This is a genomic window from Acinetobacter sp. 22512 (assembly GCF_052044755.1).
Lineage (GTDB): Bacteria > Pseudomonadota > Gammaproteobacteria > Pseudomonadales > Moraxellaceae > Acinetobacter > Acinetobacter pittii.
In genome coordinates this window covers 55,369-82,134 of sequence record NZ_JBQENP010000009.1, presented here as the reverse complement: position 1 = coordinate 82,134, position 26,766 = coordinate 55,369, and the positions used below count along the sequence as shown (strand labels likewise).

25 protein-coding genes are annotated in these 26,766 nt (G+C 38.5%); 12 read left to right on the top strand and 13 right to left on the bottom strand.

Annotated elements, in window-relative coordinates; translation table 11 throughout:
• Positions 1-655 (bottom strand): KGG domain-containing protein (locus ACTJJG_RS11405; protein WP_440608943.1); only part of this gene is annotated, 655 nt, incomplete at its 3' end.
• 474 nt (positions 656-1,129) lie between these two features.
• Here ACTJJG_RS11405 and ACTJJG_RS11400 point away from each other — a divergent pair.
• Both ACTJJG_RS11400 and ACTJJG_RS11395 read left to right on the top strand, forming a co-directional pair.
• The gene (locus ACTJJG_RS11400) at positions 1,130-1,531 is read left to right on the top strand and encodes a DUF6367 family protein (protein WP_032056398.1); all 402 of its coding nucleotides are present in this window, start codon (positions 1,130-1,132) and stop codon (positions 1,529-1,531) included.
• Between the two features lie 139 nt (positions 1,532-1,670).
• Positions 1,671-2,549 carry an SDR family oxidoreductase gene (locus tag ACTJJG_RS11395; RefSeq protein WP_032056399.1) on the top strand — a complete coding sequence of 293 codons (879 nt, stop codon included), beginning with the start codon at positions 1,671-1,673 and terminating at the stop codon, positions 2,547-2,549.
• A 56-nt stretch (positions 2,550-2,605) separates the two neighbouring features.
• On the opposite strand, the gene katE is transcribed toward ACTJJG_RS11395, so the two are convergent.
• On the bottom strand, positions 2,606-4,750 hold the full coding sequence (katE, locus tag ACTJJG_RS11390; RefSeq protein ID WP_080776908.1) for a catalase HPII: 2,145 nt from the start codon (positions 4,748-4,750) through the stop codon (positions 2,606-2,608).
• 41 nt (positions 4,751-4,791) lie between these two features.
• Positions 4,792-6,210 carry an iron-containing redox enzyme family protein gene (locus ACTJJG_RS11385; protein WP_032056401.1) on the bottom strand — a complete coding sequence of 473 codons (1,419 nt, stop codon included), beginning with the start codon at positions 6,208-6,210 and terminating at the stop codon, positions 4,792-4,794.
• Between the two features lie 315 nt (positions 6,211-6,525).
• On the opposite strand from ACTJJG_RS11385, the gene ACTJJG_RS11380 reads away from it, so the two are divergent.
• From ACTJJG_RS11380 to surA1, 3 genes are all read left to right on the top strand, one after another.
• Positions 6,526-7,002, top strand: a complete 477-nt coding sequence (locus ACTJJG_RS11380) for a CinA family protein (protein ID WP_032003402.1) — start codon at positions 6,526-6,528, stop codon at positions 7,000-7,002.
• Positions 7,003-7,281: 279 nt separating this feature from the next.
• Positions 7,282-7,506, top strand: coding sequence for a hypothetical protein (locus tag ACTJJG_RS11375; RefSeq protein WP_032056403.1), 225 nt, complete (start codon positions 7,282-7,284; stop codon positions 7,504-7,506).
• A 115-nt stretch (positions 7,507-7,621) separates the two neighbouring features.
• Entirely contained in the window at positions 7,622-7,939 is a 318-nt protein-coding gene (surA1, locus tag ACTJJG_RS11370) for a surface antigen protein 1 (RefSeq protein WP_000132045.1), read from the top strand.
• Between the two features lie 85 nt (positions 7,940-8,024).
• Here the strand turns inward: surA1 and ACTJJG_RS11365 are convergent, their stop codons facing one another.
• The 3 genes from ACTJJG_RS11365 to ACTJJG_RS11355 form a co-directional block, all read right to left on the bottom strand.
• The gene (locus ACTJJG_RS11365; RefSeq protein WP_032056406.1) at positions 8,025-8,246 is read right to left on the bottom strand and encodes a hypothetical protein; all 222 of its coding nucleotides are present in this window, start codon (positions 8,244-8,246) and stop codon (positions 8,025-8,027) included.
• A gap of 95 nt (positions 8,247-8,341) precedes the next feature.
• Positions 8,342-8,770 carry a hypothetical protein gene (locus ACTJJG_RS11360; RefSeq protein ID WP_032056408.1) on the bottom strand — a complete coding sequence of 143 codons (429 nt, stop codon included), beginning with the start codon at positions 8,768-8,770 and terminating at the stop codon, positions 8,342-8,344.
• A gap of 264 nt (positions 8,771-9,034) precedes the next feature.
• Complete coding sequence (locus ACTJJG_RS11355) at positions 9,035-9,181, bottom strand: hypothetical protein (RefSeq protein ID WP_005069891.1); 147 nt, start codon at positions 9,179-9,181, stop codon at positions 9,035-9,037.
• 905 nt (positions 9,182-10,086) lie between these two features.
• Here ACTJJG_RS11355 and ACTJJG_RS11350 point away from each other — a divergent pair.
• The gene (locus ACTJJG_RS11350; RefSeq protein WP_068528646.1) at positions 10,087-10,389 is read left to right on the top strand and encodes a hypothetical protein; all 303 of its coding nucleotides are present in this window, start codon (positions 10,087-10,089) and stop codon (positions 10,387-10,389) included.
• On the opposite strand, the gene ACTJJG_RS11345 is transcribed toward ACTJJG_RS11350, so the two are convergent.
• The gene (locus ACTJJG_RS11345; RefSeq protein WP_069119032.1) at positions 10,382-11,287 is read right to left on the bottom strand and encodes a LysR family transcriptional regulator; all 906 of its coding nucleotides are present in this window, start codon (positions 11,285-11,287) and stop codon (positions 10,382-10,384) included. The genes ACTJJG_RS11350 and ACTJJG_RS11345 overlap by 8 nt on opposite strands.
• A gap of 111 nt (positions 11,288-11,398) precedes the next feature.
• On the opposite strand from ACTJJG_RS11345, the gene ACTJJG_RS11340 reads away from it, so the two are divergent.
• Positions 11,399-12,637 carry an SGNH/GDSL hydrolase family protein gene (locus tag ACTJJG_RS11340; RefSeq protein ID WP_069119030.1) on the top strand — a complete coding sequence of 413 codons (1,239 nt, stop codon included), beginning with the start codon at positions 11,399-11,401 and terminating at the stop codon, positions 12,635-12,637.
• A 49-nt stretch (positions 12,638-12,686) separates the two neighbouring features.
• Here ACTJJG_RS11340 and ACTJJG_RS11335 read toward each other — a convergent pair whose 3' ends face one another.
• From ACTJJG_RS11335 to ACTJJG_RS11315, 5 genes are all read right to left on the bottom strand, one after another.
• Positions 12,687-14,042 (bottom strand): MFS transporter, encoded by a 1,356-nt coding sequence (locus ACTJJG_RS11335; protein ID WP_440608942.1) that lies wholly within the window; start codon positions 14,040-14,042, stop codon positions 12,687-12,689.
• Positions 14,043-14,142: 100 nt separating this feature from the next.
• Positions 14,143-15,426, bottom strand: coding sequence for a DcaP family trimeric outer membrane transporter (locus ACTJJG_RS11330; protein ID WP_081318424.1), 1,284 nt, complete (start codon positions 15,424-15,426; stop codon positions 14,143-14,145).
• A gap of 276 nt (positions 15,427-15,702) precedes the next feature.
• A complete protein-coding gene (locus tag ACTJJG_RS11325) occupies positions 15,703-16,374 on the bottom strand; it encodes a class I SAM-dependent methyltransferase (RefSeq protein WP_032056419.1) in 672 nt (223 codons plus the stop codon).
• A gap of 71 nt (positions 16,375-16,445) precedes the next feature.
• On the bottom strand, positions 16,446-18,140 hold the full coding sequence (locus ACTJJG_RS11320; protein ID WP_032056421.1) for an AMP-binding protein: 1,695 nt from the start codon (positions 18,138-18,140) through the stop codon (positions 16,446-16,448).
• Positions 18,141-18,250: 110 nt separating this feature from the next.
• Positions 18,251-18,868, bottom strand: coding sequence for a TetR/AcrR family transcriptional regulator (locus tag ACTJJG_RS11315; protein WP_032056423.1), 618 nt, complete (start codon positions 18,866-18,868; stop codon positions 18,251-18,253).
• Positions 18,869-19,012: 144 nt separating this feature from the next.
• Between ACTJJG_RS11315 and ACTJJG_RS11310 the strand changes: the two genes are divergently transcribed.
• From ACTJJG_RS11310 to ACTJJG_RS11290, 5 genes are read left to right on the top strand one after another with little or no spacing between them, the layout of a single operon-like run.
• On the top strand, positions 19,013-20,185 hold the full coding sequence (locus ACTJJG_RS11310; RefSeq protein WP_005076583.1) for an isovaleryl-CoA dehydrogenase: 1,173 nt from the start codon (positions 19,013-19,015) through the stop codon (positions 20,183-20,185).
• A gap of 24 nt (positions 20,186-20,209) precedes the next feature.
• A complete protein-coding gene (locus ACTJJG_RS11305) occupies positions 20,210-21,811 on the top strand; it encodes a carboxyl transferase domain-containing protein (protein ID WP_032052942.1) in 1,602 nt (533 codons plus the stop codon).
• Between the two features lie 9 nt (positions 21,812-21,820).
• Positions 21,821-22,624 carry an enoyl-CoA hydratase/isomerase family protein gene (locus ACTJJG_RS11300; RefSeq protein ID WP_032056425.1) on the top strand — a complete coding sequence of 268 codons (804 nt, stop codon included), beginning with the start codon at positions 21,821-21,823 and terminating at the stop codon, positions 22,622-22,624.
• Positions 22,625-22,635: 11 nt separating this feature from the next.
• On the top strand, positions 22,636-24,627 hold the full coding sequence (locus tag ACTJJG_RS11295) for an acetyl/propionyl/methylcrotonyl-CoA carboxylase subunit alpha (RefSeq protein WP_032056427.1): 1,992 nt from the start codon (positions 22,636-22,638) through the stop codon (positions 24,625-24,627).
• Positions 24,624-25,526 (top strand): hydroxymethylglutaryl-CoA lyase, encoded by a 903-nt coding sequence (locus ACTJJG_RS11290; RefSeq protein ID WP_032056428.1) that lies wholly within the window; start codon positions 24,624-24,626, stop codon positions 25,524-25,526. Before ACTJJG_RS11295 ends, ACTJJG_RS11290 begins: the two co-directional genes overlap by 4 nt.
• Positions 25,527-25,774: 248 nt before the next feature.
• On the opposite strand, the gene ACTJJG_RS11285 is transcribed toward ACTJJG_RS11290, so the two are convergent.
• Positions 25,775-26,716, bottom strand: a complete 942-nt coding sequence (locus tag ACTJJG_RS11285) for a LysR family transcriptional regulator (protein ID WP_005069913.1) — start codon at positions 26,714-26,716, stop codon at positions 25,775-25,777.
• Positions 26,717-26,766 lie beyond the last annotated feature (50 nt).

Below are 26,766 nucleotides of genomic sequence, written 5' to 3'. Positions count from 1 at the left end.
CTCGGCCTCGGCCTCCTGAGCGGCCACCACGATCGTCATCATCATCGTCATCACGGCTGCGACCACGACCTCGTCCACCTGAGCGGCCACCGCGATCATCGTCATCATCATCGTCATCACGGCTGCGACCACGATCTCGTCCGCCTGAACGGCCACCGCGATCGTCATCATCATCGTCATCACGGCTGCGGCCACGGCCTCGACCACCTGAACGGCCACTGCGATCGTCATCATCATCGTCATCACGGCTGCGACCACGACCTAGTCCGCCTGAACGGCCACCGCGATCATCGTCATCATCGTCGTCGTAACGGCTTCGGCCGCGACCACCTGAGCGGCTACCGCGATCGTCATCATCGTCGTCATCATCACGACCGCGGCCACGACCATTACGGCCATCATTTTTATGGCTTAATGCACCCGCTTCACGCGCTTCTTCAGACGTAAATTCATGAGCGTTACCACTTGCATGGGCTGCTCGGCCAGCTTCACGAGCTTCTTCAGAGGTAAACTCATGTGCATTACCACTCGCGTGAGCAGCTCGCCCACCTTTGCTGGCTATTTCTCGTACTCTTTCAGGATCCATACTTGCAAATCCACGATTTGAAGTACCTGTTCTATTGTTATCGTCATCTTCATATCTAGTATTAGCCATAGTTATATCTTCCTATATTTAATTATAGTCACTACCGCTTTTGGTTAACGGATTTAATAACAATAGAATATCTATAATATTTTCCCACCCAAGTGATGTATCAATCCTTTTAAATGTATATCTATCAAAAAATGAAATTTCTTATAAACACATTATTTTTAAAATATTTTAAAAATTTTAATTATTAATAATTTTACTCTTTAAATATTGGATATACTCATTATTACCTAAGGGCACACTACAATATATTTTTACAAACACAGTTAAAATAATTTAACTGATAACAAAAAATTTCAAACTGTACAAAACAGTAAACTAACACAACACCAGATCTATTGAGAAAATAACAAACAAACAATTATTTTAATTAAAAAACAATAACATATATCATTACATTTTCAGAATTAATTTACTTGAGAGATTTATATGAATATTTAAAACTAATTTTAATAAGATGGTTTGAGTAACTTAACTATGCAATTAAAAAATCAACAGTCAGCTCTACAATATATCCATATTTCTATCCCTGAAATTTTACTAGGACATATTAAGTCCAAAAACTCATGGCAGGACTATAACAAAGAATGGAGCTATAGATTAGACCCACCTCATGCAAGTCATCCCTTCCAAAGAGACTTATATATTATTAAGTCAAAAAATATAGAACATGAAGATATAAAACTGTTGCTAGATAATATAGCTATTAAAAATAATAAAAATTCAGAAAATATAGATGGAGCAAAAGAAATTATTAAAAAAATATTAGACTTATCTAATAATATACCGATAGAAAACTGGTTAGAGGATACAGGAAATAGATCTATTATTGAAAGCATGATTGATAAAAACAAAATCAAGTTAATCGATATTATTTAACCCTCAAATATAAAATATTTTTTTACATCCTTATAAATAAAATAACAAAGACAACTTATTAAAAAATTCATTTTACTCACATTTACGCGGTAACAGCTCACTATATGAAAATTAGATATTACAACCGAGGTATTTAAAAATGGAAAACTCAACAAACCAGTATCCAACATCTGCCCCCGCACAAGTTCAATCTCATCAACCAGGCGATCAGGAAAAAATGCACCCTGAACCTGAGATTATAAAAAGTTCACATAAAGGTAGCGATAAGCTAAAAGGTAAAGTTGCTGTTATTAGTGGTGGCGATAGCGGTATCGGGCGTTCTGTCGCAGTATTGTTTGCCCGTGAAGGTGCCGATATTGCGATACTTTATCTTGAAGAAGATCAAGATGCTGAAATCACTAAACAACTCGTTGAAAGAGAAGGACAACATTGTCTTTTATTAAAAGGTGATATTTCTGATCCAGATGTGGCAAAACTTGATATTGATAAAGTTCTACAACATTATGGTAAAATTAATATTTTAGTGAATAACGCTGGTGTGCAATATCAACAAAAAGAAATTGAAAGCATTAGTAATGAGCAATTAGAAAAAACTTTTAAAACTAATATTTTCCCAATGTTTTATCTTACTAAAGAAGCCATTCCTTATATGGAAGAAGGCGATAGTATTATTAATACGACCAGTATTACCAGCTATCAAGGCCATGATGAGCTCATTGATTATGCAAGTACTAAAGGCGCGATTACTACTTTTACGCGTAGCTTATCGAACAATTTAATGAAGCAGAAAAAAGGAATTCGAGTAAATGGTGTTGCGCCGGGACCCATCTGGACACCATTAATTCCAAGCAGTTTCGATGCAGAAACCGTTAAGGAGTTTGGTAAAGACACCCCAATGGGAAGAATGGGACAACCAAGTGAAGTTGCACCTGCTTATCTTTTCCTTGCCTCAGATGATGCAAGTTACATTACAGGTCAAGTCATTCATGTAAATGGTGGTCAAATCGTAAATGGTTAATCCCTAATATATAAAAAAGCCCTGAAAGTTAAAACTTTCAGGGCTTTTTTTGTTTGTTAAGCCGGTATCTGAGCAGCTATTTGTTCTCGTGACCAAACACGATGAGCCATAATCAGGTTTTTGAAATTTTCAGCAATCGGCTGGAATTCATCTCCAACTAGAGTGCCTTCATCGGGAACTAAACCTAGCGGTTCAAGTAAATCAGATTTATTACCTAAAAACGCAATTGGTTTTAAATGCTTGTAAGCCTCTAATAGATAATGGCGCGCTACGCCATCTTGCAGCACGGCATTTAAGTTATCTCCATCAGGAATAATCACTGCATCATATGCAATTGACGGTTCAGCCATCTGCATGCCATCAGCCACAATAATGTTGTCTTTATGGTCTTTTACAGGAGCTAAGCTTGGCGCTAATAAATGAAGAGTCACCCCTTCTTTAATTGCCCAGTTTTTCATCGCTTCTAATGAATCAGATTTGACTAAATTATGGATGAGTACTGCAACTTTTCGGCCTTGAATATCTTGGGGCGGGAAAGCCAAGAAAGATAATTTAGCCGATTTTTCAACTGCAGTTTTTTTATAATCTAGCGTCAAATCAGGCACTTCAATTCCTAAATTAGCGCCTACTTGTCGTGCTAAGTCGAGATCAATATTTGCCAAAATTTGTTCAACTTGACGCTCACGAATGTGTTTTCGTTGCACTTTACTTAATTCAAAAGTATAGGCATCGACCACATGCTTTTGCTCATGAGGGGCAAGGCTCTTGTAGTAAAGGCGCGGTTGAGAAAAATGATCAGAAAAAGTTTCGCTTCTTTGACGAAGTTTGTGTCCGCTAATCTGTTCAGGATAGCTTTCAAAACCGCCGTTTGAAGCAGCAGGTGGGGTTTCGGCTGGCCAATCATTATCAATTGAGTTTGGTTGATATGAAGCCTGCCCTTTATGAATCGTATGCTGGTGAATACCATCACGTTGATTATTGTGGAATGGGCACACAGGTTTATTGATCGGAATTTGATGGAAGTTGGGTCCACCCAAACGACTTAACTGTGTATCGGTATATGAAAATAGTCGTGCTTGTAGAAGCGGGTCATTTGTAAAGTCAATTCCTGGCACAATATGTCCCGGACAGAAAGCCACCTGCTCTGTTTCTGCAAAGAAATTATCTACATTTCTGTTCAAAACAAATCGGCCAATTGGTGTCACTGGAACCAATTCTTCAGGAATAATTTTTGTCGGGTCCAATAAGTCGAAGTCAAAGTTCATCTCGTCTTCTTCTTCAACAATTTGTACACCGAGTTCCCATTCAGGATAAACCCCATTTTCAATGGCTTCATAAAGATCGCGACGGTGGAAATCTGGATCTTTACCAGCAAGCTTTTGAGCTTCATCCCAAACTAACGCACTTAAACCTTGTTTAGGGGTCCAGTGGAATTTCACAAAATGTGATTTTCCTTCGGCATTAATGAGTCGGAATGTATGAACCCCAAACCCTTGGATTGAGCGTAAATTACGTGGAATTGCACGGTCTGACATAGCCCAAATCACCGCGTGTGCTGACTCAGGTACTAAAGACACAAAATCCCAAAAAGTATCGTGTGCAGTTGCTCCTGTTGGTATTTCTGTATCTGGTTCAGGTTTTACTGCATGAACAAAGTCTGGAAACTTAATCCCATCTTGCACAAAAAACACAGGCGCATTGTTGCCGACTAAATCAAAATTACCCTCTTGGGTATAAAATTTAATGGCAAAACCACGAATATCACGGACCGTATCAGCAGAACCACGTGGGCCCTGCACTGTTGAGAAGCGTACAAAAATTGGAGTTTGAATGGTTGGGTCAGTCAAAAAACCAGCTTTTGTTAAGCGCTCATTTCCTTCATAAGCCTGAAAGTAACCATGAGCACCCACGCCACGTGCATGCACAATACGCTCAGGAATACGTTCATGGTCAAAATGAGTAATCTTTTCTCGTAAAATAAAATCTTCTAATAGTGTCGAACCGCGAATACCTGCTCTTAAACTATTCTGGTTATCAGCAATTTTAACCCCTTGATTTGTGGTTAATGCTTCATTGGTTGCATCGTCTGTGACTGAGTCTAATTGTTCAGTTTTTTGGGTAGTATTGGCTTTATTTGCAGCGTCAGCACCAGCCATTTCACTTGTTTTATTTGTTGATTTAACATTATCAGTCATGTTCATTACCTATGTTTTAAAGTTAAACGTGGGGTGAATTAAAAACTTCAAGAGTTAGTTTTGTTAAAGGAACTTAAATATGGAAAAAGGAGCTCGACATATTTACGTGTACTCCAAAGACCAATGCTTTTATGGTGTGAATCTGGGGCCAAAAACGGAGTCAGCTTGCATATTTTTATGGCAAGATCAGGTGTCTGACGTATACGCTCTTGGAGTGCATCGAGTTCGCCATCAGAAATATAGCTAAACAGATAATCTTGAATACGCTGGCTATTCTTAAGTTCCCTGCTGTAGGCCAAGTAGTTAGAAGAATGATCAGTACCAGCAATCCAGTCATGAATAATTTGACGTTCCACAGGGTTAAATACCCCAAACATTTTTCCATTTTCTTCATTAATCATCCGCCAGAACACGCTCTGCTCAGGGTCGGTATTAAATTTAATCCATTTGTGATCAATAAGATGTGTAACCAAACCTTTAACGTCTTCTGGGTTTGATAACCATTGGTTAATGGTTTTACATCCAAACTGTCTAGTTTCGTTATGAATAAGCTGCCCCACGAGCGCTTTTCTTTTTAAAATTTTAAGGACTAAATCTTCAAGATTTAAATTTTTAATAATTTTTGAAGAAGAAACACCATGATTATTAAGAGCAAAACCACGTTTTAATTTATTAAAGAAAGCTTCTTTATCTCTGTACTTATCATAAATATTTTCTATAACTTTAATTGCTTTATCTGCATGTCCGTTATCAATGTTATCGATAGTGATGTGCAAATTAAAATATTTAGAATCAATACCCAGTTCAGCAAGTTCATAATTACTGATGAGTAGATGCAGTGGCAGTTGCTCATAACCTAAATTGAAGCCGACAATTTCGGGAATGAACTCTGGTGGAGCATAGCCAAGCGCCAGCTGAATCACAGCATTATGATAGTATTCATCCTCTAAAAGCAGGTCAAAACTATCGAGCCCTAGACTACGCAGCAAGTCCTCATAGATACAGACGTGATTTGCTTTCGGCTCACCGAGTCCAAGCTCTTCTAGATAGGTAATAATAAGGTCATGAAAAACCGGATCGTTCCAGTAGTGAACTGAACTATAGAGCCATGCACCGTCGACCTTTTTAGTTGGAGAGACCTTAATTAAAAATTCAAATGCCTGACCAACATTCTGGAAGTATTCTCTCTCACCCCCACTTTGTCTACGATTTAAATAAGCCTGAAATAACTCACAATTTTCTTTATTGTCATTTTGACACCATTCTTTAACCATATTTATAGTTGCAGGAAAATCAATTCCCTTTTCATCTATTCTATCTATTTCTTTATTAAGAAAATCTCTGGCTTTATTTTCTTTTTCAAAACTAGAAATATCAGGATCAAGGAAAAAAACAAATAATTCGTAATAGTTCTGTTGATTATCTTGTAATAAGTCTAATAATCTCTCTTTCACTACAACAGGCATTTCTATTCTCCTTTAGTGAGCTATAAATTACCATACTTCAGCTAAACTATAATCCCAGCCTATCTTTGTTATATTGCGTTATTAAGAAATAACTTATAATTTTTAAATTATTAAAATTCAAACAGATAGCAATTAACACAAAATTACATTCTCACCTTTAGAATTATTTAACTGTATGTTTTTATAAAAAATATATAAACTACAAATTTTAATTACACTTGAGTTACCTTTAAAATCATAAAGTTTAAAAACTTAACAAAAATAAATTAAAAATAATCTTATAACTAAATTAAAAACAGTTTTAGGGAGAAAAAAATGTTTAACTCATGTTGTAAATTACTAGCACAAGAAAAAATTAAAATCGCTTTTTTTGAAAGTGCTTCAGCGGGCTATTTAGCTTATCGCTTCTCTTTAAGTCCCTATTCTGGTGACATTCTTATTGGAAGCTTAGTTAGCTACGACTTACGTGTAAAAGAAAATACACTTCACATTTCACCTGAACTCATTGAAAAATATACACCTGAGTCGATGCAAGTCACTGTAGAAATGATCAAAAAAGGTAAAGAACTTTTACATGCCGACCTTTATATCGCTTGTACTGGCTTATTAAAAAAAGGAGGCTCTGAAACTCAAGAAAAGCCTGTAGGCACCTTTTTTTATTCTATTTATTATAAAGATAATTTTTATAATTTTAGACGTATATTTAAAGGACCTCCTAGCCTTAAACTTATACAACTCCTTTATTACATTACACAAGATATTAAATGCATAATATTAGATAATAAAAAATAGAATTCTTTTATAAAAGATAACAAATACACATTTAGAAATGATCATAGTTTTTATTTAACCTCTATGTACCCAAATGTAATTTTAACTATATTCATATTAATTATGTTTAATCATTAAAATTACATTTTATAGAAATCAAGGTTTTATTTAATTTTTAAATTTACATTTAAATATAGGGTAACACCCCAATGCTACACATTAAAAATTTTCATGTTTTAATGAACCTATCTGAAGCTCTCAGATAAAACACACATCATAAATGATATGAGGTAATTAAAGATGAGCACTACTAATAATCAAAGCAATCAACGCGATAATCAACAGCAACAACAACAGCAAAATGACAACCGTAACAACCAGCAGCAAGGCAACCAACAGCAAAACGATCAACAGCGTCAAAACAATCAGCAACAACAGCAAAATGACAACCGCCGCCAACAACAAGGCTCTAATCAAAAAGATTCAGGCCAACAAAACTCAAATAACAACAATCAGCAACGCTAATCCGTTGTTGACTTAAATGTCATTTGATGCGGTCATTCATTTTATTTAGGAAGGTGCCCTCACCTTCCTAAATTTAACATAAGCATAAAATTAAATAAGAGAAGAGGAAAAACTGATGACAGATCAAAATACAGACCATGCTCAACTAGTAGCTGGCGACCATAATTATTCTGACTCTCGCTGGCGGGAAAGTTATCTTACTCGACCTTATTATCAAGAAGCTCAATTAACTACGCCCGATCTGGATTATGATCGTGATTTTTCTGCAGCTTATGAACTAGGTCACCGTGCCCGTTCAGAGTCTAAAGAAGGAACTCAGTTTGAAGATATGGAAGGTAGCTTGCAACAAAAGTGGGAAGAGCTCAAAGCTGAATCCCGCTTAAAATGGGAACATGCAAAACAAGCCATTAAAGATGCATGGGATGACATGTAACATCCTTAATTGGTCCGAAGCATATAGCTTATTTCCTATTGGCCCTGGGAAATAAGCTTTTTTTATTATTTGAAGTATTTATAAATTAGAAAAACGGCGGCATATTAAAATTATTACTAAGATATTGATTGGCTTGGTTCGGATCATCAAAAATTTCTTTTTTAAATTGTACATCTGGCGTTGTAGATAGAGTATGTGTTGGCTTGATCGTAACTTCTACTACATATCTGTTTCGTTCTTGCTTAGCTTTCACACCATAAATTTCAGAATCATTAATACAAGTTCCATCAGTAAAATACACAAACATACCGCCACCTTATCTCTTAACTAAAGTTACTGGTTTTTCCCATTTATTTAACGCAAAAGCCTGACAATATACTTAGGTCGGATTCAAACGAAATATCAGTTCTGGTTTTTCTTAAAGTATTCAATAATTTCTTCCCCGTTATTTACGGGAGTTTCTTTAACATGATATGTTTCTTCATAAGCATAGGCAGGTAATGCAACTTTATCGCGAATTGGCGGTAACTTTTCTTGGCCACCTGTGGTAATACGCTCAATAAAACCTGCAAGCCACAATACAAATTCTTGTGTGTTTTTACTCTTCGGAATAATACTTAAATCTAATTTAATTTTAGATTCCTGAAGAGGCTTAATCAGCAATTCAGCAAAATCAATATAATTGTATAAAAGTTTAAGTTTTGTCCCCTTAATCTCATGTCTAAGCTCAATCATTAAATTGTTAAGATCTTCCATAGGATCATCTACAAACCCTTTTTTTTCCTTAACATTTTGATAGATTTTCTCAGCTAATTTTAAGTACTGGGGCATATCCTTACCTTTAAAAATTGTTTTCACTAAAATGAATTTTGGATGAATATAAGTATTTATTGTGTTTATTTTATTAATTTTTTGAAACTATAATTTACTGAGAAAACAATTCAATAACAACAAATTAATATAAAGGCTATAACACACTAATTTATTGATTAATTTTATATTTTTATATAATTGCTTTTTTTATTATGTTACATATTTTATAGAAAATAACGATAAGAAAACCCACATAAATGTGAGTTTTCTTAAGCGAAATAATTATGAGTTTTTTTCCATTTGTTGAGTAGTTGCTGGGTCATTCGAGCCATGTGTTCCATCATCATCTGTTGAATTTCGATCTTGGCAGGCACTCATACCCATTGCGATTGCAACTACCATACTCACTGCACAAAAAATTCTTAACATTGAGGTCACCCTTATAAATCTTAAGATGTAGGCTTATGAATAACATTATCTTATGTTGGCCTACCGCTGTGGTTCTCTTAAGTTTTGTAGGTTGTGCAAGCTTTTGTAAAAATCTAAATAATATAAATGTTAAAAAATTACTTTTCTTGCAATTGATATTTTAATTAAAATTTGGCAACGGCTATTTATTTAATTACATGATATTCATAAAATCAAAATTTCCCGCTCTTTTTTGACTTATGTTGAAATAAGTCATTACTTGCAAACACTATACAAATAAACAATTAATAAATATTTGATATATAAACATTAAAAATTATTTTTTAACCTCTATTGAACCATTATTCAATATTTTCAATTCTAAATAACTCATTATTTTATTAATGAAAATTTAAAAATATTAATATTTGTTTATATAAACCAATCTTTTATTTTTGCAATTGACCCGCTTTGAGGCTCAGCTTATGATGCTCCGGCTGACCTATTTTGTCAGTCGGTTTTAGCAGACCGTCTACCTAAGCGCACTAAAAACAAGTTTTTTGGTGTGTAGCCCCTCGTGCCTTTGACGGAGGAACGGGAGTGGGACACCTTCGGGTGTGCTGGTTTCTTAGGTATCAGTCTGCTAACCCTCTTTCGTTTCACCACCATAATTAATAGCAGTGATTGGGCGCAACTTCTTTCATCAAGGAGTCTCTAATGACTATTATTTTATATCGTGTTTTTTCTTCTACTCTTCATCACGTTATCGACTTAACTGAAAATATTTTCAAGAAAATATCCTACAGTTTTATGTTTCTGCTTTCCTATCTTTTCAGAGTAAATATTTCCATATTTAACGCTCGATAAAGACTAGAAAATTTTTATAAACATGACTTAACGATAACAACAACCAATGAAGAGCAATAATGATGTTTTTTTTATATCGTATTGTTTTAATCTGCACCCTATTAATAAGTTCTATAAGTTTATTAGGTTGCAGGTCTATCAGTAAAAATGAATTTAATACACATTGTGTTTGGGCAGGTCGTGCACTTTCACAATGCAACTGTATTTATAACTCTTTAGAAAAACATTATTCGCCGCAGTTTGTAGAGAACTTACCCAAAGTAAGCTTACAAAATATTAATGCGAATATGCACTTTGTGGAAACTATGAATGAAACTATGCACCAATGTCAGTTAAGCGCAAGAAAAGGCTCCATTAACTAACTTTTGCATGCTCTACCAAGAAATCTAAAAAAGCCCTTACGCGCTTAGGGACATATTTATCATGTCCTATCCAAACAGCATGAAATTCTTCTGAAGCCTTGATATTCCAGTCTTCAAGGATTTTGATCAACTGTTTTTGTTCTAAAGCTTTTTGGACTTGGAATTGGTTAAGCTGTGCAATACCAGCACCTGCAAGCGCTAACTGTAAGATGGCTTCTCCATGATTTACCCTTAAAACCTTAGTGGGAGCAAGTGTGATTTCTTGATCGTCTTTTTTAAAAAGCCACGTTTTATTTTGACGTTGGTAACTTACGTCTAAAAGCTGATGTTCGTATAACTCTTCTGGATGCTGCGGATAACCATTCTTTTCAATATAGGTAGGTGAACATACATAATGTTTCTGAGTGCTTCCGAGTGAGCGAGCAACCAAATTTGAGCTTTTCAAAGGTCCCGTGCGAATTGCAACATCAATTCTTTGTTCAACTAAATTAATGACTTCATCACTCAAATGAGCTTCTAATTCTATTTGTGGGTAGCGCTCGTTAAATAGAGAAATACAAGGCAATAAAAAATGCGTCCAATATGAAAGACTGGTATGAATTCTAATTCGCCCTTGCGGTATATGGTTTGCAGTAACAGATTGTTCAAGCTCGTCTAGATCGTTCAGGATTTGAATGCCTTGCTCATAAAATTGGCATCCTTCACTGGTAAGCTGAAACTGGCGTGTTGAACGGTTCAGTAGTCTGACGCCAAGTCTTTTTTCTAAGCGTGAAATTAACTTACTCACAGCAGACGGCGTCATGTCACAAGCTCTTGCGACTGCTGAAAAGCTTCCTAACTCGACCACTCGAATAAAAATTGCTAACTCCCCAGACCGATTAATATCAAAATATGACATAACAAAATCTATTTATGAATTTCATTCACAAATCTTATTCCGCTTCGGTCGCTATAACAAGCCAGTAATTTGTTTCAAGATAACTTTAATTCGTTTTAAAGAGTTCACGAGATGAAACTTTATCAACCCGCCCTATTCTCTCTTGTTTTATTTACGAGCTTTGCACAAGCAGAAGTACAAAAGAGCCTGTGGGTTACCACTTGGGCAGCTAGTCCACAAAAAGTCTGGAATAAAGATTTCGTTTTCCCGACCAATATTCCAGATCAAATATCGAATCAGACCATTAAACAAATTAGTCAAATTAGTTTAGGTGGTGAAGCGGTTAGGCTCGTTTTTACAAATCAATATGGGGATCAACCGTTATATATTGATAAAACTACCGTGGGGCTAATTAAAGGACAAAGTCTTAAATCAAAGAGTGCTTATCCAGTTTATTTCTCAGGAAAGCTTAAAGCACAAATTTTACCAGGCAAACAACTGATAAGTGATCCAATCCAGCTCCCTGTTCCAGATCACTCGCAGTTAATGGTAAATACCTTTATTCAAAGACCAACTACATTTAAAACTTTTCATTGGGATGCGAAACAAACCAGTTGGCTCATTACGGGCAACCAGACTGCGAACTTAAATACGCCTAGCAGTGCCAAAACCACAACAGCACGATTATTATTGTCAGCTGTAGAAGTAAAGCCAAAGCGTAAAGCCCATGTTGTTGCTGTCATTGGAGACTCAATTACCGATGGAGCAACTGCAACTTTAGATGCAAATACTCGATGGACCGACTTTTTAGCTAAGCGCTTATCACCACATCAAATAGCAGTCATTAACAGTGGAATTTCAGGGAATCGATTACTTACAGACGGTATGGGTGACAGTGCTTTAGAACGCTTACAAAAAGAAGTATTTCAATATTCAGGTGTGAAAACATTAATTGTTCTGGTGGGTATTAATGATATTTCATGGCCCGGTACCGCATTTGCACCTAAACAACAAATACCGACTTTTGAAACACTCACTCAAGGTTATAAACGTGTTGTAGATGAAGCACACCGCCAAGGTATTCAAGTAATTGGAGCAACCTTATTACCATTTTCAGGAGCTTTACCAAATACTCCTCTTGATAACTATTATCAACCGAATAAAGATGAATTACGCCAGCGCATTAATCACTGGATCAGAACCAGCCATACATTTGACGGTGTACTTGATCTTGAGCAAGGCTTAAAAGACCCTAAACATTCTGATCGATTAAATCCAATTTATGATTCAGGAGATCATTTACATCCGAATGATCGTGGTAATCAACAAATGGCAAACCTAGTTGATTTAAACGAATTAGTTAATCAATAAAACGTCCAGATACGGATAGGAATTTGTTTCCTACCCGTATCCATATGGATTAATTACCCTCTAACTCGGCGTTAAGCTTTGGTGTAATAGGCTGTTTTTCAGCTGCATATCGTCTTAAAACCATGACGGCGAAAAGCGCTAAAATTGCAGGAATTGCGATCATCACAAAATTCATTTTATGTGGTAATTCCAACCCTAATAACAGGCCCGTTAAGATAGGTCCAACAATAGCCCCAATTCGACCTACACCAGAGGCACAACCAATTCCGGTAGAACGCACACTTAATGGATAATATTGTGCAACGTAGCTATAAAGAAGAATTGAAGTACCAATCGTTGCTGCTCCTGCCACAGTCACCAAACCATATAAAACATAGGCTGGTGACTTAAAACCTAAACCGACTAAAGCAACAACACCTGCCAGTAGCATTCCCATAATTACAGGTTTTAGATGGAATTTATCAGACAAAATACCACCGCCGATTGAACCGATCATTGCGCCAACATTTAGAGCAAGCAAGAACAAAATACTCTTTCCGAGTGAATAACCTGCTGCCAGCATGAGTTTTGGTAACCAGCTACTTAAGGCATACACCATGAGCAAGCACATAAAGAACACGAGCCAAAACATGAGTGTATTGAAAGCACGGCCTTGTTGAAATAATCCCTTTACAGAACTACCTGTTGGAACATTATCTTCATTAAGCACTAATTGCGTATTGATCGTTAGGTTTTGTTCGGGTGAAATTTTTTGAATAATGCGCTGTGCTTGCTCAGTCTTACCTGTCTTAACTAAAAAGGTTAAAGACTCAGGTAAAAACTTCCAAATGACAGGTAATAAAAATAATGGAATACCGGCAATTAAAAACATAATTTGCCACCCCTGACTTTCAACCAAATAGCTACCGATCAATGCTGAAAGTATTCCCCCAATTGCATAACCACTAAACATACTCCCAATCAGCGTACTTCTTATACGTTTAGGCGCATATTCTGATGTAAGTGCAACTAAATTTGGCATAACCCCACCAATGCCTAGTCCCGCCAAGAACCGAAGTATCCCAAACTCAAGTGGGCTTGATGCAAAAGCACCTAAAAAGGTGAAACCACTAAAAAAAGTCACACAGATTAAAATTACCTTTTTACGGCCTATTTTGTCTGCCAATGTTCCAAAGAACATTGCCCCAAACATCATTCCGCATAGTGCTGTACTTGCTAACATCCCCGCTTGTACAGCTGTTAACGACCACTCTTGCATTAGCAAAGGCAGTACCACGCCATAAATCACCAGATCGTAACCATCAAAAATAATAATCAATAAACACCAAAGTAAAATACTCCAGTGAAAAGGGGTAAATCTGGCCTGATCAATAACTTCATTTACATTTAATTTAGATGTTGTCATTTACTCACCTCCTTTGTGAGATAAATTCATATTCAATTTTTTAAAACGACATACTGCACCCTAAAGAAAAAACAGATTATTCAAGGTTTTGTTGAATAAATTAAAAGTCATAACTCGCCATCATATTGAAGCGGTTATCAATCCCGTTACGTCCATCAAAAGTTTCTCGTTCGCCATACACATATTCGACGCCCAAGGTAATTGGTTTGTATAGGTTATAAAGTGCATTCACCCAGCCCTGCCAAAGCTCTTTATTTTGGGTAGTGCTATTACGTTGTAATTCGGCAAAACGGTTATCATCTTTGGCTTTCATATAGCCGTAGCCTAAAGTCGAGCGAATTTGCGGTGTAAATTGATGAGTAATACCTAAAGAAACGGTGTCAAATTCATTGCTATGCATATTGTTTTGATCATCTATTGCATAGCCGCTGTTACTCCATAGCAGGAAACGCCCATCTCCTTTGACATGGTAATAATCAGCTTTGAGTAATGTATCGGGCGTAATTTGGTATTTACCGCCCAAGCCTACGCCCCAAGACATTTCTTCATCATTATTCGTTCTCTTTTCGGCAACAAAACTACGTCCGGATAACATCGAGCCATTGGCAAATTTATGATTTAACCGACCTACCAACGCTGGTAAACGCATTTTATTATCTGGGTCTGAGCTCGCAGTATATTTCGGATCTTCAACCGATATTGCAAAGCTTGTATTTGCCGTTAAGTTATCGCTATAGCGAACTAGCGGTGATCTTAACAATGCACTGCCTACAAATGTGCCCGCATCAATCGTTTCCGGATAATATTCGGGTGCGATAAATGTTGACCACGTTTGACCAATAAGCCATTTATCAAAAGTTAAATAAGCATGGCGTATGCGAAACTGATCACGAGTGGCTGCGCCAAAGAAGTCCATTTCCAACTTTCCGCCCACATCACCCGCGGCTGTTGGGGTTTTAAAATTCAACCCGAAACGTGTCACATTAACCGTACTGTGCAACTGGTCTTTTTGTGCAGATTCTTCTGGCGTGTTTTCAAGTGGAACACCGCTAATATTGTTATACATCGTAGATGCCCCCTTCATTTGATAAGAAGCATCTGCCCGTATATAACCATATAAGTTAAATTCTGCACCAGACTTGGTTAAACCTTGTTTTGTAGGCTGAATAGCTTGGGGCGTTGCAGTAGTTGCTAACTCCACTCGTCCTTGCGATAAAGATTTTTGCGCCTGCATATTGGCTTGTAACATAGCCCGAAGTTCTTTCACTTCTTGGCGAAGTTGTGCTATTTCAGGATCTGTTTGACCTGCCAAAGCGGAAGACATAAACAGGGTCACAGAAACAGCCAACAGGCTTTTTTGAACCGTTGTATTTAAAACTTTCATCATGAAATTTTCCTTTTGATCTTTAATTAGACTTAAAGATCTCAACATCCTTTTTGTTATGTACCCATCTAAAATAGGTGCTTAAAATTTGTCTTTCTTTCACAAGAAAAACCTTCGATCATATTTTTTAGACAAAACCTCCCTAAAGCGGCCTGAAAACCACTTTTAATTTGTTTTAAGTAAAGCCAAATCTTCTAATTCTTTTCAGTTTTTATATTCTCTTCCTCATTGAGAATATGCAGGTTTTATATCCGTATTAACGCTTTCCCAAATCCATTATTTTTTTGCAATAAACCCTTGATACGTCAAAATTTGCGTATAAGGATGCACACTTTCAAAACCAGTTTTTTCTAAAAGTTTTATATATCCTTCAGTGGTTAGGCTAAAAAAGTCTTGCGCCATACGCTCTAACATTTTTTGACATTGTTCTTCTGTTAAGCCTTGTGCCAAACATAAATAACGTAAAGCTTGAAGATGCTGTGGATTTACACACGTCATTAAATCGTAGGTCAGCAAAATCGCTTTTTCTTTTAAGCGATCATAAATATCCTTAAAAAAAACAGGTTTTATGTCATCTACAATAAAATGAGCCACGAGAATAGAAAGTGCAGCATCAAAGCAATTCTCAAGAGGTAAAGCTGACGTTTCACCGTGAACAAAGATGACTTGAGAAGATTTATCTAAAAGTTCAACCTGTTCCTGAGCTTTTTGCAGCATAGTCAAAGATGGATCAACTGCTGTAAATTTCCAGTTTGGATGACGTTTAAGTAAATATTCGAGTTCATACCCCGTGCCACAACCCACAATTAAAATATGAGCATTTGGCGGCAACACCGATTGCAAAATGGCATCCACCTGTTGATGGATCACTTCATAACCCGGAATTAATTTACGAATATGTTCGTCATATCCTTCGACTACCTTTGGGCTATTAAAATCTTTTGCCATTTTGTTTATCCTCTATTTAAGCTGCCTTTCAACTTATAGTTTGCTGCACTTTGACCAAACTTTCGACTTCTTTAATCAAAGACATTTCCAGTTAAGTTTAGTTCAGCTCGCATAATTTCCTGCAATTTAAACTTTTGCGCTTTGCCTGAAGCTGTCATTGGAAACTCATTAAAGAATCGGACATAGCGCGGCACTTTATTATGAGAAATATGCTCTTTGCAGAATTGACGAATGCTGTCTTCGTCAATTTGATGATGCTCATGCAAAATAATACAAGCACAGAGTTCTTCACCATATCTGGCGTCTGGTAAGCCAATGACTTGCACATCGCTTACATCGGGATGGGTATATAAAAAGTCTTCAATTTCTTTTGGAAAGAGATTTTCCCCACCGCGAATCACCACATCTTTAATACGGCCTTTAATTTTAATAAAACCGTCTTGATCCATTTCGGCAATATCACCTGTATGCATCCAGCCAGCAGCATCAATGACCTCTTTGGTCTTTTCTTCTTCACCCCAATAACCAGCCATCACGGAATAACCGCGAACACATAGCTCACCCAAAGTCCCTTGCGGAACAATCTGCCCTTCTAAATCGACAATTTTAATTTCAACATGCGGATGAACATGTCCAACTGTGCTTACTCGCTTATCAATCGAATCATTTACCGAACTTTGTACACTCACTGGCGAGGTTTCGGTCATGCCATAACAAATGGTAATTTCAGACATATGCATTCGGTCAATCACACGTTGCATAATTTCACGTGGGCAAGGACTACCAGCCATAATGCCTGTTCTTAAACTCGACAGATCAAACTCATTAAACTGTTCATGCTCTAAGATGGCAATAAACATAGTAGGCACGCCATAAGCTGCCGTACAACGTTCTTGATGAATCGCTTTTAAAGTTTCCAAAGGATTAAATACAGCCGATGGATAGACCATGGTTGACCCATGCGTCACACACGCCAGATTCCCCATGACCATGCCAAAACAATGGAACAATGGCACAGAAATACAGACTTTATCTTGAGGGCTTAAGCAGATGCCTTCACCGACAAAATAACCATTATTTAAAATATTATGATGGGTTAACATGGTCCCTTTCGGATTACCTGTTGTACCTGAGGTAAATTGGATATTAATAGTTTCATCAAACTGAAGTTGCTTGGTTAATAGTTTTAATTGTTCTAGCTGTTCAGAAGTTGGCATAGTGACTAAATCACTAAAGCGATAAATACCCGTATGTTGCTGATCATCAATTTTAATGACAAACTTTAAATGTGGTAAACGTTCTGAACTGAGTACTTTGTCAGTACAGGTGGTTAACTCAGGGGCAATTTTTGTGAGTAATTCTTGGTAATCAGTCGTTTTGAATTGAGAAGCAATAATCAATCCTTTGCATGAGACTTTATTCAACACATATTCAAGTTCATGGCTTTTATAAGCTGTATTGAGATTGACTAAAATAATCCCTGCTTTAAAAGCTGCAAATTGGGTTACCGTCCATTCCACACAATTAGGCGACCAAATGGCTAATCGATCACCTTTTTTTAATCCCAATTTTAAAAGGCTACAAGCAAAAGCATTTACTTCATCTTGTAAAGCTTTATAGGTTAATCGTCTGTTTTGATGAAAACTAACGATTGCTTCCTTTTCAGCATATTGCCGACAAGCCTGATCAAATTGTTCACCAATGGTCATACCCAATAAGGGCTGTGTGCTTGGTCCCGAGGCGTAGCTTAACCGTTCTTGTTGCATTGAATCATTCTCCTTGATTCTTCTAATTCTCTTCTTACCTGATCTAATTGTTGTTACTGCAACTATTTTTCTAAACCGCCTTCTTTGTGTTGTTTTATCCTTTATATGCCCTATTTCCTCTGCACAGCATCTACACAAAAGTCAGCAATCTGTTTTGAAAAATAGTCTTTGTGCGCATGATCAAACTTTGTATTTTGAGCTGGGTCTAGGGGTTCAACCACCACATAGGTCATGGCACCGACAACACACAGTGCTGCTGTATTTAAATCGTCCAAGACAAACTCACCACTTGCATTTCCATCCGCAAGTATTTTTTTAATACTTTGTTTAATCAATTGCTTCACACGAAAACGCTCATGTTCAACCGTTGAATCGACGGGTTCAAACATGAGTGAATATGCAAGCTGAGGACTATTCAGTGCCCGTTTTACAAAGGTTGCCACCGCCTTGTGTAATTTCTGCTTTGCCGATAACTCACTTTCGGTAATCGAATCAATCACCAATAGTTCTGTATTAATAGCCTCGGACAAAACCTCAATCAGCACTTGGCTCTTATTATCAAAGTAGCGATAAACCAGTCCACTAGATACACCCGCTTGCTCTGCAATTGTTTGTATTTGCGCGTCTTTAAATCCTCCCTCTGAAATTATTTTTCTGGCTGAATTCAAAATCGATTTACGATTTTGCTCCATCCGCTCTTGCATTAAAGATGATCGTTTATAGCTCATAATTTATTCTCTAACAAATAAAATGAATTGTAAATCATTTTATGAATCTGTATTCACTTTTTCAAAAAATCATTGTATGGTAATTATCAAATACCCACAAAATATTTTATGGACAACAAATATAACCAATAGGATGAAGATATCATGAACCTACGCAGCTTGAATTTCGGTCTAGATGAAACTTTAATTGCGCTTCAAGATTCAGTGGCAGCATTTTGTGCAAAGGAAATTGCACCAATTGCCCAACAAGTTGATCAAGACAACAAATTCCCTGCACATCTCTGGAAAAAATTCGGAGATATGGGCCTTTTAGGCATGACGGTTTCTGAAGAATATGGCGGTGCCAATATGGGTTATTTAGCTCATATTATTGCCATGCAAGAAATTTCGCGTGCTTCGGCAGCCATTGGTCTTTCTTATGGTGCTCATTCTAATTTATGCGTAAACCAAATTAACCGTAACGGTAACGAGCAACAAAAACAAAAGTATTTACCAAAACTGATTTCCGGTGAATATGTGGGTGCCCTTGCGATGTCTGAACCAAATGCAGGTTCTGATGTCGTCAGCATGAAATTACGTGCTGAACAAAAAGGTGATCACTTCGTTTTAAACGGTTCAAAAATGTGGATCACTAATGGCGGTGATGCAGATGTACTCGTGGTTTACGCTAAAACTGACCCGCAAGCTGGCGCGAAAGGCATGACCGCTTTCTTAATTGAAAAAGGCATGAAAGGCTTTAGTCACGGTAACCATTTAGACAAACTCGGTATGCGTGGCTCTAACACTTATCCGCTGTTCTTTGACAATGTAGAAGTACCTGCTGAAAACGTACTCGGTGGTGTGGGTAACGGCACAAAAGTACTGATGAGTGGTTTGGACTATGAACGTGCAGTTTTAAGTGCCGGACCTTTAGGCATTATGGATGCCTGTTTAGATGTTGTTATTCCCTACTTGCATCAACGTGAACAGTTTGGCCAGGCTTTAGGTGAATTCCAGCTTATGCAAGGCAAACTTGCCGATATGTATTCAACATGGTTGGCATGTAAAGCTCTCGTTTATGCGGTTGGTGCTGCGTGTGACAAAGCCGACCATGACCGCAGCCTACGTAAAGATGCCGCAAGTGCCATTTTATATGCTGCTGAAAAAGCAACATGGATGGCGGGTGAAGCAATCCAGAGTCTAGGCGGCAACGGTTATATCAATGAATTCCCAGCTGGCCGTTTATGGCGCGATGCAAAACTTTATGAAATTGGTGCCGGAACTTCTGAAATTCGCCGCATGCTGATTGGTCGCGAACTCTTCAATGAAACCAAATAATAATTATAAATAAGGACACATCTTATGAACCAATTACAAAGCAAGATTAATGTTCGAAGTGAAGACTTCAAAACAAACCAACAAGCCATGCAAACATTGGTCACAGATCTAAAACAAGTTGCCCAGCGTATTGCTTTAGGCGGTGGTGAAAATGCCCGTCAAAAACATTTGGCTCGAGGTAAACTTTTACCCCGCGAACGTATTGATCAACTGATTGATGTCGGCACGGCATTTTTAGAAATTGGTCAGTTGGCAGCGTACAACGTTTATGAAGATGATGTTCCTGCTGCGGGTGTGATTGCTGGTATTGGTCAGGTCAACGGCATCACTTGCATGATCGTTGCTAACGATGCAACGGTTAAAGGTGGAACGTATTACCCACTTACGGTTAAAAAGCATTTACGCGCCCAAGAAATTGCTGAACAAAATCACTTGCCTTGTATTTATTTGGTGGACTCAGGCGGTGCCTATTTACCAATGCAAGATGAGGTTTTCCCAGACCGCGATCACTTCGGGCGTATTTTCTATAATCAGGCACGCATGTCGAGTCTAGGTATTGCCCAAATTGCTGTGGTAATGGGAAGCTGTACCGCAGGTGGTGCGTATGTGCCTGCCATGTCTGATGAAACGATTATTGTCCGTAATCAAGGTACGATTTTCTTAGGCGGCCCTCCTCTAGTAAAAGCTGCAACTGGCGAAGTGGTGAGTAGTGAAGACTTAGGCGGTGGTGATGTCCACACACGCCTTTCGGGTGTAGCTGACCATTTAGCTGAAAATGATGAACATGCAATTGCGATTGCACGAAACATTGTCGCTAACCTAAACAAGAAGCCAAACGACTTAAATAAACAAGTTGATGAACCATTGTTTGATGCATCAGAACTCTATGGTGTGGTGCCAAGTGATGCACGTAAACCTTTCGATGTGCGTGAAGTGATTGCCCGTATTGTAGATGGCTCTCGTTTTGATGAGTTTAAAGCACGCTTTGGTTCAACACTTATTACTGGTTTCGCTTCACTTTACGGTATGCCAGTCGGCATTATTGCCAATAACGGGATTTTATTTTCAGAGTCTGCACAAAAAGGTGCGCACTTTATTGAGCTATGCACACAGCGCAATATTCCATTGTTATTCCTACAAAACATTACGGGCTTTATGGTTGGTCGCCAGTATGAAAATGAAGGAATTGCTAAAAACGGCGCCAAATTGGTTATGGCAGTTGCCACCGCAAATGTACCAAAACTCACCCTGATTATTGGTGGTTCGTTTGGTGCGGGTAACTACGGTATGTGTGGCCGCGCTTATTCACCACGCTTTTTATGGACATGGCCAAACTCTCGTATTTCAGTGATGGGCGGCGAACAAGCAGCGAGCGTACTTTCGACTTTAAAACGAGATCAAATTGAGCAAAAAGGTGCCGAGTGGTCAGCGCAAGAAGAAGACGAATTTAAACAACCAATTCGTGAACAATACGAGCGCCAAGGCCATCCATACTATGCTTCTGCCCGCCTTTGGGATGACGGTGTCATTGACCCAGCGCAAACTCGTCAGGTACTTGGTTTAAGCCTTGCTGCGGCCATGAACGCTCCAATCCAGCCAACCAAATTTGGCGTGTTCCGCATGTAAGAGGTGTATATGAGCTATCAATTTTTACAACTCGAACAACAAGGTCAGGTTGCCTATGTATGGCTAAACCGCCCTGAATTGCACAATGCTTTTAATACGACAGTCATTGAAGAATTGCATACTTGCTTTAAGCAAATTAATACTCGTGATGACATTCGTGTTGTGGTCTTAGCTGGTCGCGGTAAAAGCTTTTCGGCAGGCGCCGACCTCAACTGGATGAAACAGGCAGGTCAGGCATCTTCGGCTGAAAATGAAGCAGATGCATTAAAACTTGCGCAAATGCTTGATGCGCTTGCAACGCTTAAGCAACCGACTATTGCTCGTGTGCATGGTATTGCTTTTGGTGGCGGCATGGGTTTGGCATCGGCATGTGATATTTGCATTGCCAGCACGGATGCTAAATTTGCAACTTCTGAGGTTCGTTTAGGGCTTGCTCCATCTACCATTAGCCCCTATGTAATTCATGCAATTGGTGCAAGACAAGCTTCTCGTTACTTCTTAACTGCTGAGAGAATTTCTGCACGTGAAGCCAAACATATTGGTTTGGCACACGAAGTGGCTGATGCGGAAGACTTAGATAAAAAAGTTCAAGAAATTATTGATGCTCTATTACTTGGTGGCCCGCACGCTCAAGCGGCCTCAAAACAACTCATTCAAATGGTGAGCAACCAGACCATGAGCAATGATTTGCTACAACAGACAGCACATCATATTGCTCAAGTTCGTCAAGGCAGTGAGGCAAAAGAAGGTCTGAGTGCCTTTTTAAATAAACAGCAGCCTGCTTGGGTTTCTAACTCGAATAACAACAATTAAGGACGATCATCATGTTTGAAAAGATTTTAATTGCGAACCGTGGCGAGATTGCCTGCCGCGTAATTCGTACAGCTAAAAAATTAGGTATTAGAACGGTTGCCGTTTACTCAGATGCAGACGCAAATGCACAACACGTCAAACTTGCAGATGAAGCGGTTTATATTGGTCAATCCCCTGCAACACAAAGTTATTTACAGGTTGACCGTATTATACAAGCGGCGATTGATACAGGCAGCCAAGCGGTTCACCCGGGCTACGGTTTTCTTTCTGAAAATGACCAGTTTGCACTCGCTTGCCAACAACACAATATTTGCTTTATTGGACCGCCAGTGGATGCCATTTTAGCGATGGGCTTAAAAGCAACCTCTAAAGCTTTAATGGAAAAAGCAGGCGTTCCTTTAACACCGGGTTATCACGGAACCAACCAAGATGCCGACTTTTTAAAACAACAGGCAGACCGAATTGGCTATCCTGTTTTAATTAAAGCCAGTGCGGGCGGCGGTGGTAAAGGCATGAGTCTGGTTGAACGCAGTGAAGATTTTCTGCATGCCTTAGCCTCTTGTAAACGTGAAGCAAAATCAAGCTTTGGCAATGATGACGTCTTGATTGAGCGTTATGTGATTCAACCTCGCCATATTGAAGTGCAAGTTTTTGGCGATACACATGGCAACTACGTACATTTGTTTGAACGCGATTGTTCGGTACAACGCCGTCACCAAAAAGTGTTAGAAGAAGCCCCAGCTCCACAGATGCCAAGCGAAAAGTTAGATGCAATGCGCCAAGCTGCAATTGATGCTGCACGAGCGGTAAATTATGTTGGTGCAGGTACGGTTGAGTTTATTGTGGAACAAGACGGTACGGCGTATTTCATGGAAATGAATACCCGTCTACAAGTCGAGCACCCAGTGACTGAAATGATTACAGGTGAAGACTTGGTCGAGTGGCAACTTCGTGTGGCGTATGGTGAACCTTTACCTAAATTACAAAACCAACTCCAAATTAACGGACATGCGCTCGAAGCACGTATTTACGCCGAAGAACCAGAAAAAGGCTTTTTACCTGCCATTGGTAAAATTGACTATTTGCGTTACCCAACCCAAAACCAATATGTGCGTGTAGACAGCGGTATTGTTGAAGGCGATGAAATCACGACCTATTACGACCCAATGATTGCCAAACTCATTGTATGGGGTAAAAACCGTGAAGCTGCGCTCATTCAAATGCAAAATGCTTTAAGCCAATTCCATGTGGATGGCTTAGGCAACAACATTGCTTTTCTTGAAAAAATTGTACGCAGTGAGTCTTTTAAACAAGCCAAGCTTGATACCAACCTGATTCAACGTGAACAAAACTTCTTGTTTAGTCCTGAAGAGATCAAACCTGAACTGGTGGTAGCAGCGGCATTTATTGAGTTTCTAAGTAAACTTAATAACAACAGCTCAAGCCAAAAACAGCTTTGGCAAGCTCAACCACTTTGGCGTTTAAATATTGCTTATCAGCACAGTATTAAACTGAATTATTTAAACCAAAATATCCAAATCAAGTTTGCCTCACATGAACATGGCTTCACCGCAGAATATAACGGGCAAAGCTACCCTATTTCTGGGCAATTGATTGATGCGCATATGGCATCTATTCAAATTGGTGGATCTAAGCAAAAGCTGTCTTTTAACCAAAGTCAGCAAGGCATTACATTGTTCCAAAATGGGCAAAGCTATAAGTTTGCTTATATTCGCCAAGATTTTAATCAAGCAGATAGCCAAGCCGATGAAGGTCACCTAAAAGCACCAATGCCAGGTGTGGTCACGCAAGTACTGGTGAGCGCAAATCATAGCGTTAAAAAAGACGATATTTTAATGACGCTTGAAGCAATGAAAATGGAATATACCATCCGTGCCCCTAAAGATGGCGTGATTGTAGACTCCTATTTCCAAGTCGGCGATCAGGTCAAAGCTGGCGATGAGCTTGTGGAATTTCAGCCTGCTCAGGAGGAAGTTGCATGAGTGAGTTTGTCAAAATCGTGGAGGTCGGTCCCAGAGATGGCCTCCAAAACGAAAAGCAGGCTTTAACCGTCGAACAGCGTTTAAATTTTATTAATGACCTGATTAATGCAGGCCTAAAATCGATTGAAGTGGGTTCATGCGTTTCAGCAAAATGGGTGCCGCAAATGGCTCAAAGTGACGAGCTATTTAAGTTGTTACCTCAAACAACCGATGTACAATTTAGCCTGCTCACGCCCAATATCAAAGGTTTTGAGACAGCTCAAGCAGTAGGATGCAAAGAGGTTGCGGTTTTTACCGCAGCTTCTGAGAGTTTTACTCGTAAAAATATTAACTGCTCAATCGACGAGAGCTTTGAGAAATTTAGCGATGTCATGAGCGCGGCAAAAGCACATAACATCCGTGTACGCGGTTATGTCTCTTGTATTGTCGATTGTCCCTATGAAGGCACAATTGCACCTGAGCAAGTGGTGAAAGTAGTTAAACGACTCTATGACATGGGGTGCTATGAAGTATCTTTAGGTGAAACCATTGGTACAGCAACACCAGATCGCGTTCAAAAGGTTTGGCAGGCCTGTCTTGCGGAACTCGACAGCAAGGTTTTGGCAGGACATTTCCACAACACCTATGGCATGGCGATTGCCAATATTTATCAGTCTTTACAGCAAGGCATTCGTGTTTTTGATTCGTCCCTTGCAGGACTTGGCGGTTGCCCTTATGCCAAAGGTGCTTCTGGCAATGTATCAACCGAAGATCTATTTTATTTGCTGTCACACATGGGCTTTGAAACTGGCATTGACTTAGAAAAACTGATGCAAGCCAGCAAAAATATTAGCAATGTATTAAACCGAAAAAGCTTGTCGAATTATGCAAATGCGTATTGGCAAACCAAGTGTGCCTAATCATAAATTAAAGTAGTTCAGCATCTGGTATAAGGCTTAATATTAGGCGAAGTACCAGATCATCCTATCTCATCTTTATCTCATTTCATTCAGGAATTGGGACTAATTCCCTCATGCAATTTTTTAAAATCTATTATTTATCTCTGTATTAAATGCCTCTTTCAAAAGAAGCATTCTCTACCCTATTTTTATTCTAAACCGTATTATTCTTCATCCTTTTTTATCTTAATCCTTAAAAATTTATCTCATTATTTATAAAAATAAGATGCATCCATTTCAATTCTTGGAGAAATATATTCTTCCACCCAATCTAACCATGCACGTGTTTTGGCATCAATAAAATGGCGTGAAGGCAATAAGGTATAAACCCCGATATCAGGCGAACGCCACTCTGGTAAGATATGACATAATCTTCCATTTTGAACTGCATCTAAAGCCGAAAACATCGGCAATAATGCGATTCCCATATCCTGTTGCACCACATCTAACAATAACTCAGGATTATCTGCAATGAGTTGTCCGCCAATGTCGATTTGGTAAGACTCACCACTTGTATTTAATAAGTGCCAATCTGGTGTAATAGATGGGTTTACCAGGCGTAAACAAGCATGATTTTTTAAGTCTTCTGGGGACTTCGGCATACCATGCTTTTCTAAATAAGCAGGTGAAGCACATAAAACAGAAAAGATAGTGCCAATTCTGCGTGCGACAAAACGAGAATCTGTTAATGATTCAGTCAGATAAAGACTGACATCCACCCCTTTTGCCAACAAGTCTGGAACGTACTGTGAAGTCGTATATTCCACGGTTAATTCGGGATAATGCTTACAAAACTCGGCCATCACTGGAAAAACATAATGATGCCCAAAGCTTCCCATGCTTAATACACGTAAACGGCCTTTGGGTTTAGATGCTGTTCCTGTTACTTCCGACTCCGCTTCATCCACCATTGAAATGACTTGACGACACCGCTCTGCGTAAGTCGCACCAATATCGGTCAGTGCCTGCTGGCGCGTTGAGCGTTGTATTAATTTTGTACCTAAGCGTGTTTCTAGCTCGCTGATAAGACGTGAAACCTGTGCTGTGGTCAGATCCATCTGCTCAGCTGCTGCTGTGAAACTCCCGCTATCAATCACTTTCAGGAATGCATGCATTGCATGCAATAGTCCACCATCGAGATTTTTGCGCATAACGTAAATATGTTTTCCTAAATTACGGATTGTTGCACCAGTTTAGATCA

Coding starts and splice junctions, on each gene's coding strand:
- ACTJJG_RS11400 (WP_032056398.1), top strand. CDS start 1,130: ATGCAATTAAAAAATCAACAGTCAGCTCTACAATATATCCATATTTCT.
- ACTJJG_RS11395 (WP_032056399.1), top strand. CDS start 1,671: ATGGAAAACTCAACAAACCAGTATCCAACATCTGCCCCCGCACAAGTT.
- katE (WP_080776908.1), bottom strand. CDS start 4,750: ATGAACATGACTGATAATGTTAAATCAACAAATAAAACAAGTGAAATG.
- ACTJJG_RS11385 (WP_032056401.1), bottom strand. CDS start 6,210: ATGCCTGTTGTAGTGAAAGAGAGATTATTAGACTTATTACAAGATAAT.
- ACTJJG_RS11380 (WP_032003402.1), top strand. CDS start 6,526: ATGTTTAACTCATGTTGTAAATTACTAGCACAAGAAAAAATTAAAATC.
- ACTJJG_RS11375 (WP_032056403.1), top strand. CDS start 7,282: ATGAGCACTACTAATAATCAAAGCAATCAACGCGATAATCAACAGCAA.
- surA1 (WP_000132045.1), top strand. CDS start 7,622: ATGACAGATCAAAATACAGACCATGCTCAACTAGTAGCTGGCGACCAT.
- ACTJJG_RS11365 (WP_032056406.1), bottom strand. CDS start 8,246: ATGTTTGTGTATTTTACTGATGGAACTTGTATTAATGATTCTGAAATT.
- ACTJJG_RS11360 (WP_032056408.1), bottom strand. CDS start 8,770: ATGCCCCAGTACTTAAAATTAGCTGAGAAAATCTATCAAAATGTTAAG.
- ACTJJG_RS11355 (WP_005069891.1), bottom strand. CDS start 9,181: ATGTTAAGAATTTTTTGTGCAGTGAGTATGGTAGTTGCAATCGCAATG.
- ACTJJG_RS11350 (WP_068528646.1), top strand. CDS start 10,087: ATGATGTTTTTTTTATATCGTATTGTTTTAATCTGCACCCTATTAATA.
- ACTJJG_RS11345 (WP_069119032.1), bottom strand. CDS start 11,287: ATGTCATATTTTGATATTAATCGGTCTGGGGAGTTAGCAATTTTTATT.
- ACTJJG_RS11340 (WP_069119030.1), top strand. CDS start 11,399: ATGAAACTTTATCAACCCGCCCTATTCTCTCTTGTTTTATTTACGAGC.
- ACTJJG_RS11335 (WP_440608942.1), bottom strand. CDS start 14,042: ATGACAACATCTAAATTAAATGTAAATGAAGTTATTGATCAGGCCAGA.
- ACTJJG_RS11330 (WP_081318424.1), bottom strand. CDS start 15,426: ATGAAAGTTTTAAATACAACGGTTCAAAAAAGCCTGTTGGCTGTTTCT.
- ACTJJG_RS11325 (WP_032056419.1), bottom strand. CDS start 16,374: ATGGCAAAAGATTTTAATAGCCCAAAGGTAGTCGAAGGATATGACGAA.
- ACTJJG_RS11320 (WP_032056421.1), bottom strand. CDS start 18,140: ATGCAACAAGAACGGTTAAGCTACGCCTCGGGACCAAGCACACAGCCC.
- ACTJJG_RS11315 (WP_032056423.1), bottom strand. CDS start 18,868: ATGAGCTATAAACGATCATCTTTAATGCAAGAGCGGATGGAGCAAAAT.
- ACTJJG_RS11310 (WP_005076583.1), top strand. CDS start 19,013: ATGAACCTACGCAGCTTGAATTTCGGTCTAGATGAAACTTTAATTGCG.
- ACTJJG_RS11305 (WP_032052942.1), top strand. CDS start 20,210: ATGAACCAATTACAAAGCAAGATTAATGTTCGAAGTGAAGACTTCAAA.
- ACTJJG_RS11300 (WP_032056425.1), top strand. CDS start 21,821: ATGAGCTATCAATTTTTACAACTCGAACAACAAGGTCAGGTTGCCTAT.
- ACTJJG_RS11295 (WP_032056427.1), top strand. CDS start 22,636: ATGTTTGAAAAGATTTTAATTGCGAACCGTGGCGAGATTGCCTGCCGC.
- ACTJJG_RS11290 (WP_032056428.1), top strand. CDS start 24,624: ATGAGTGAGTTTGTCAAAATCGTGGAGGTCGGTCCCAGAGATGGCCTC.
- ACTJJG_RS11285 (WP_005069913.1), bottom strand. CDS start 26,716: ATGCGCAAAAATCTCGATGGTGGACTATTGCATGCAATGCATGCATTC.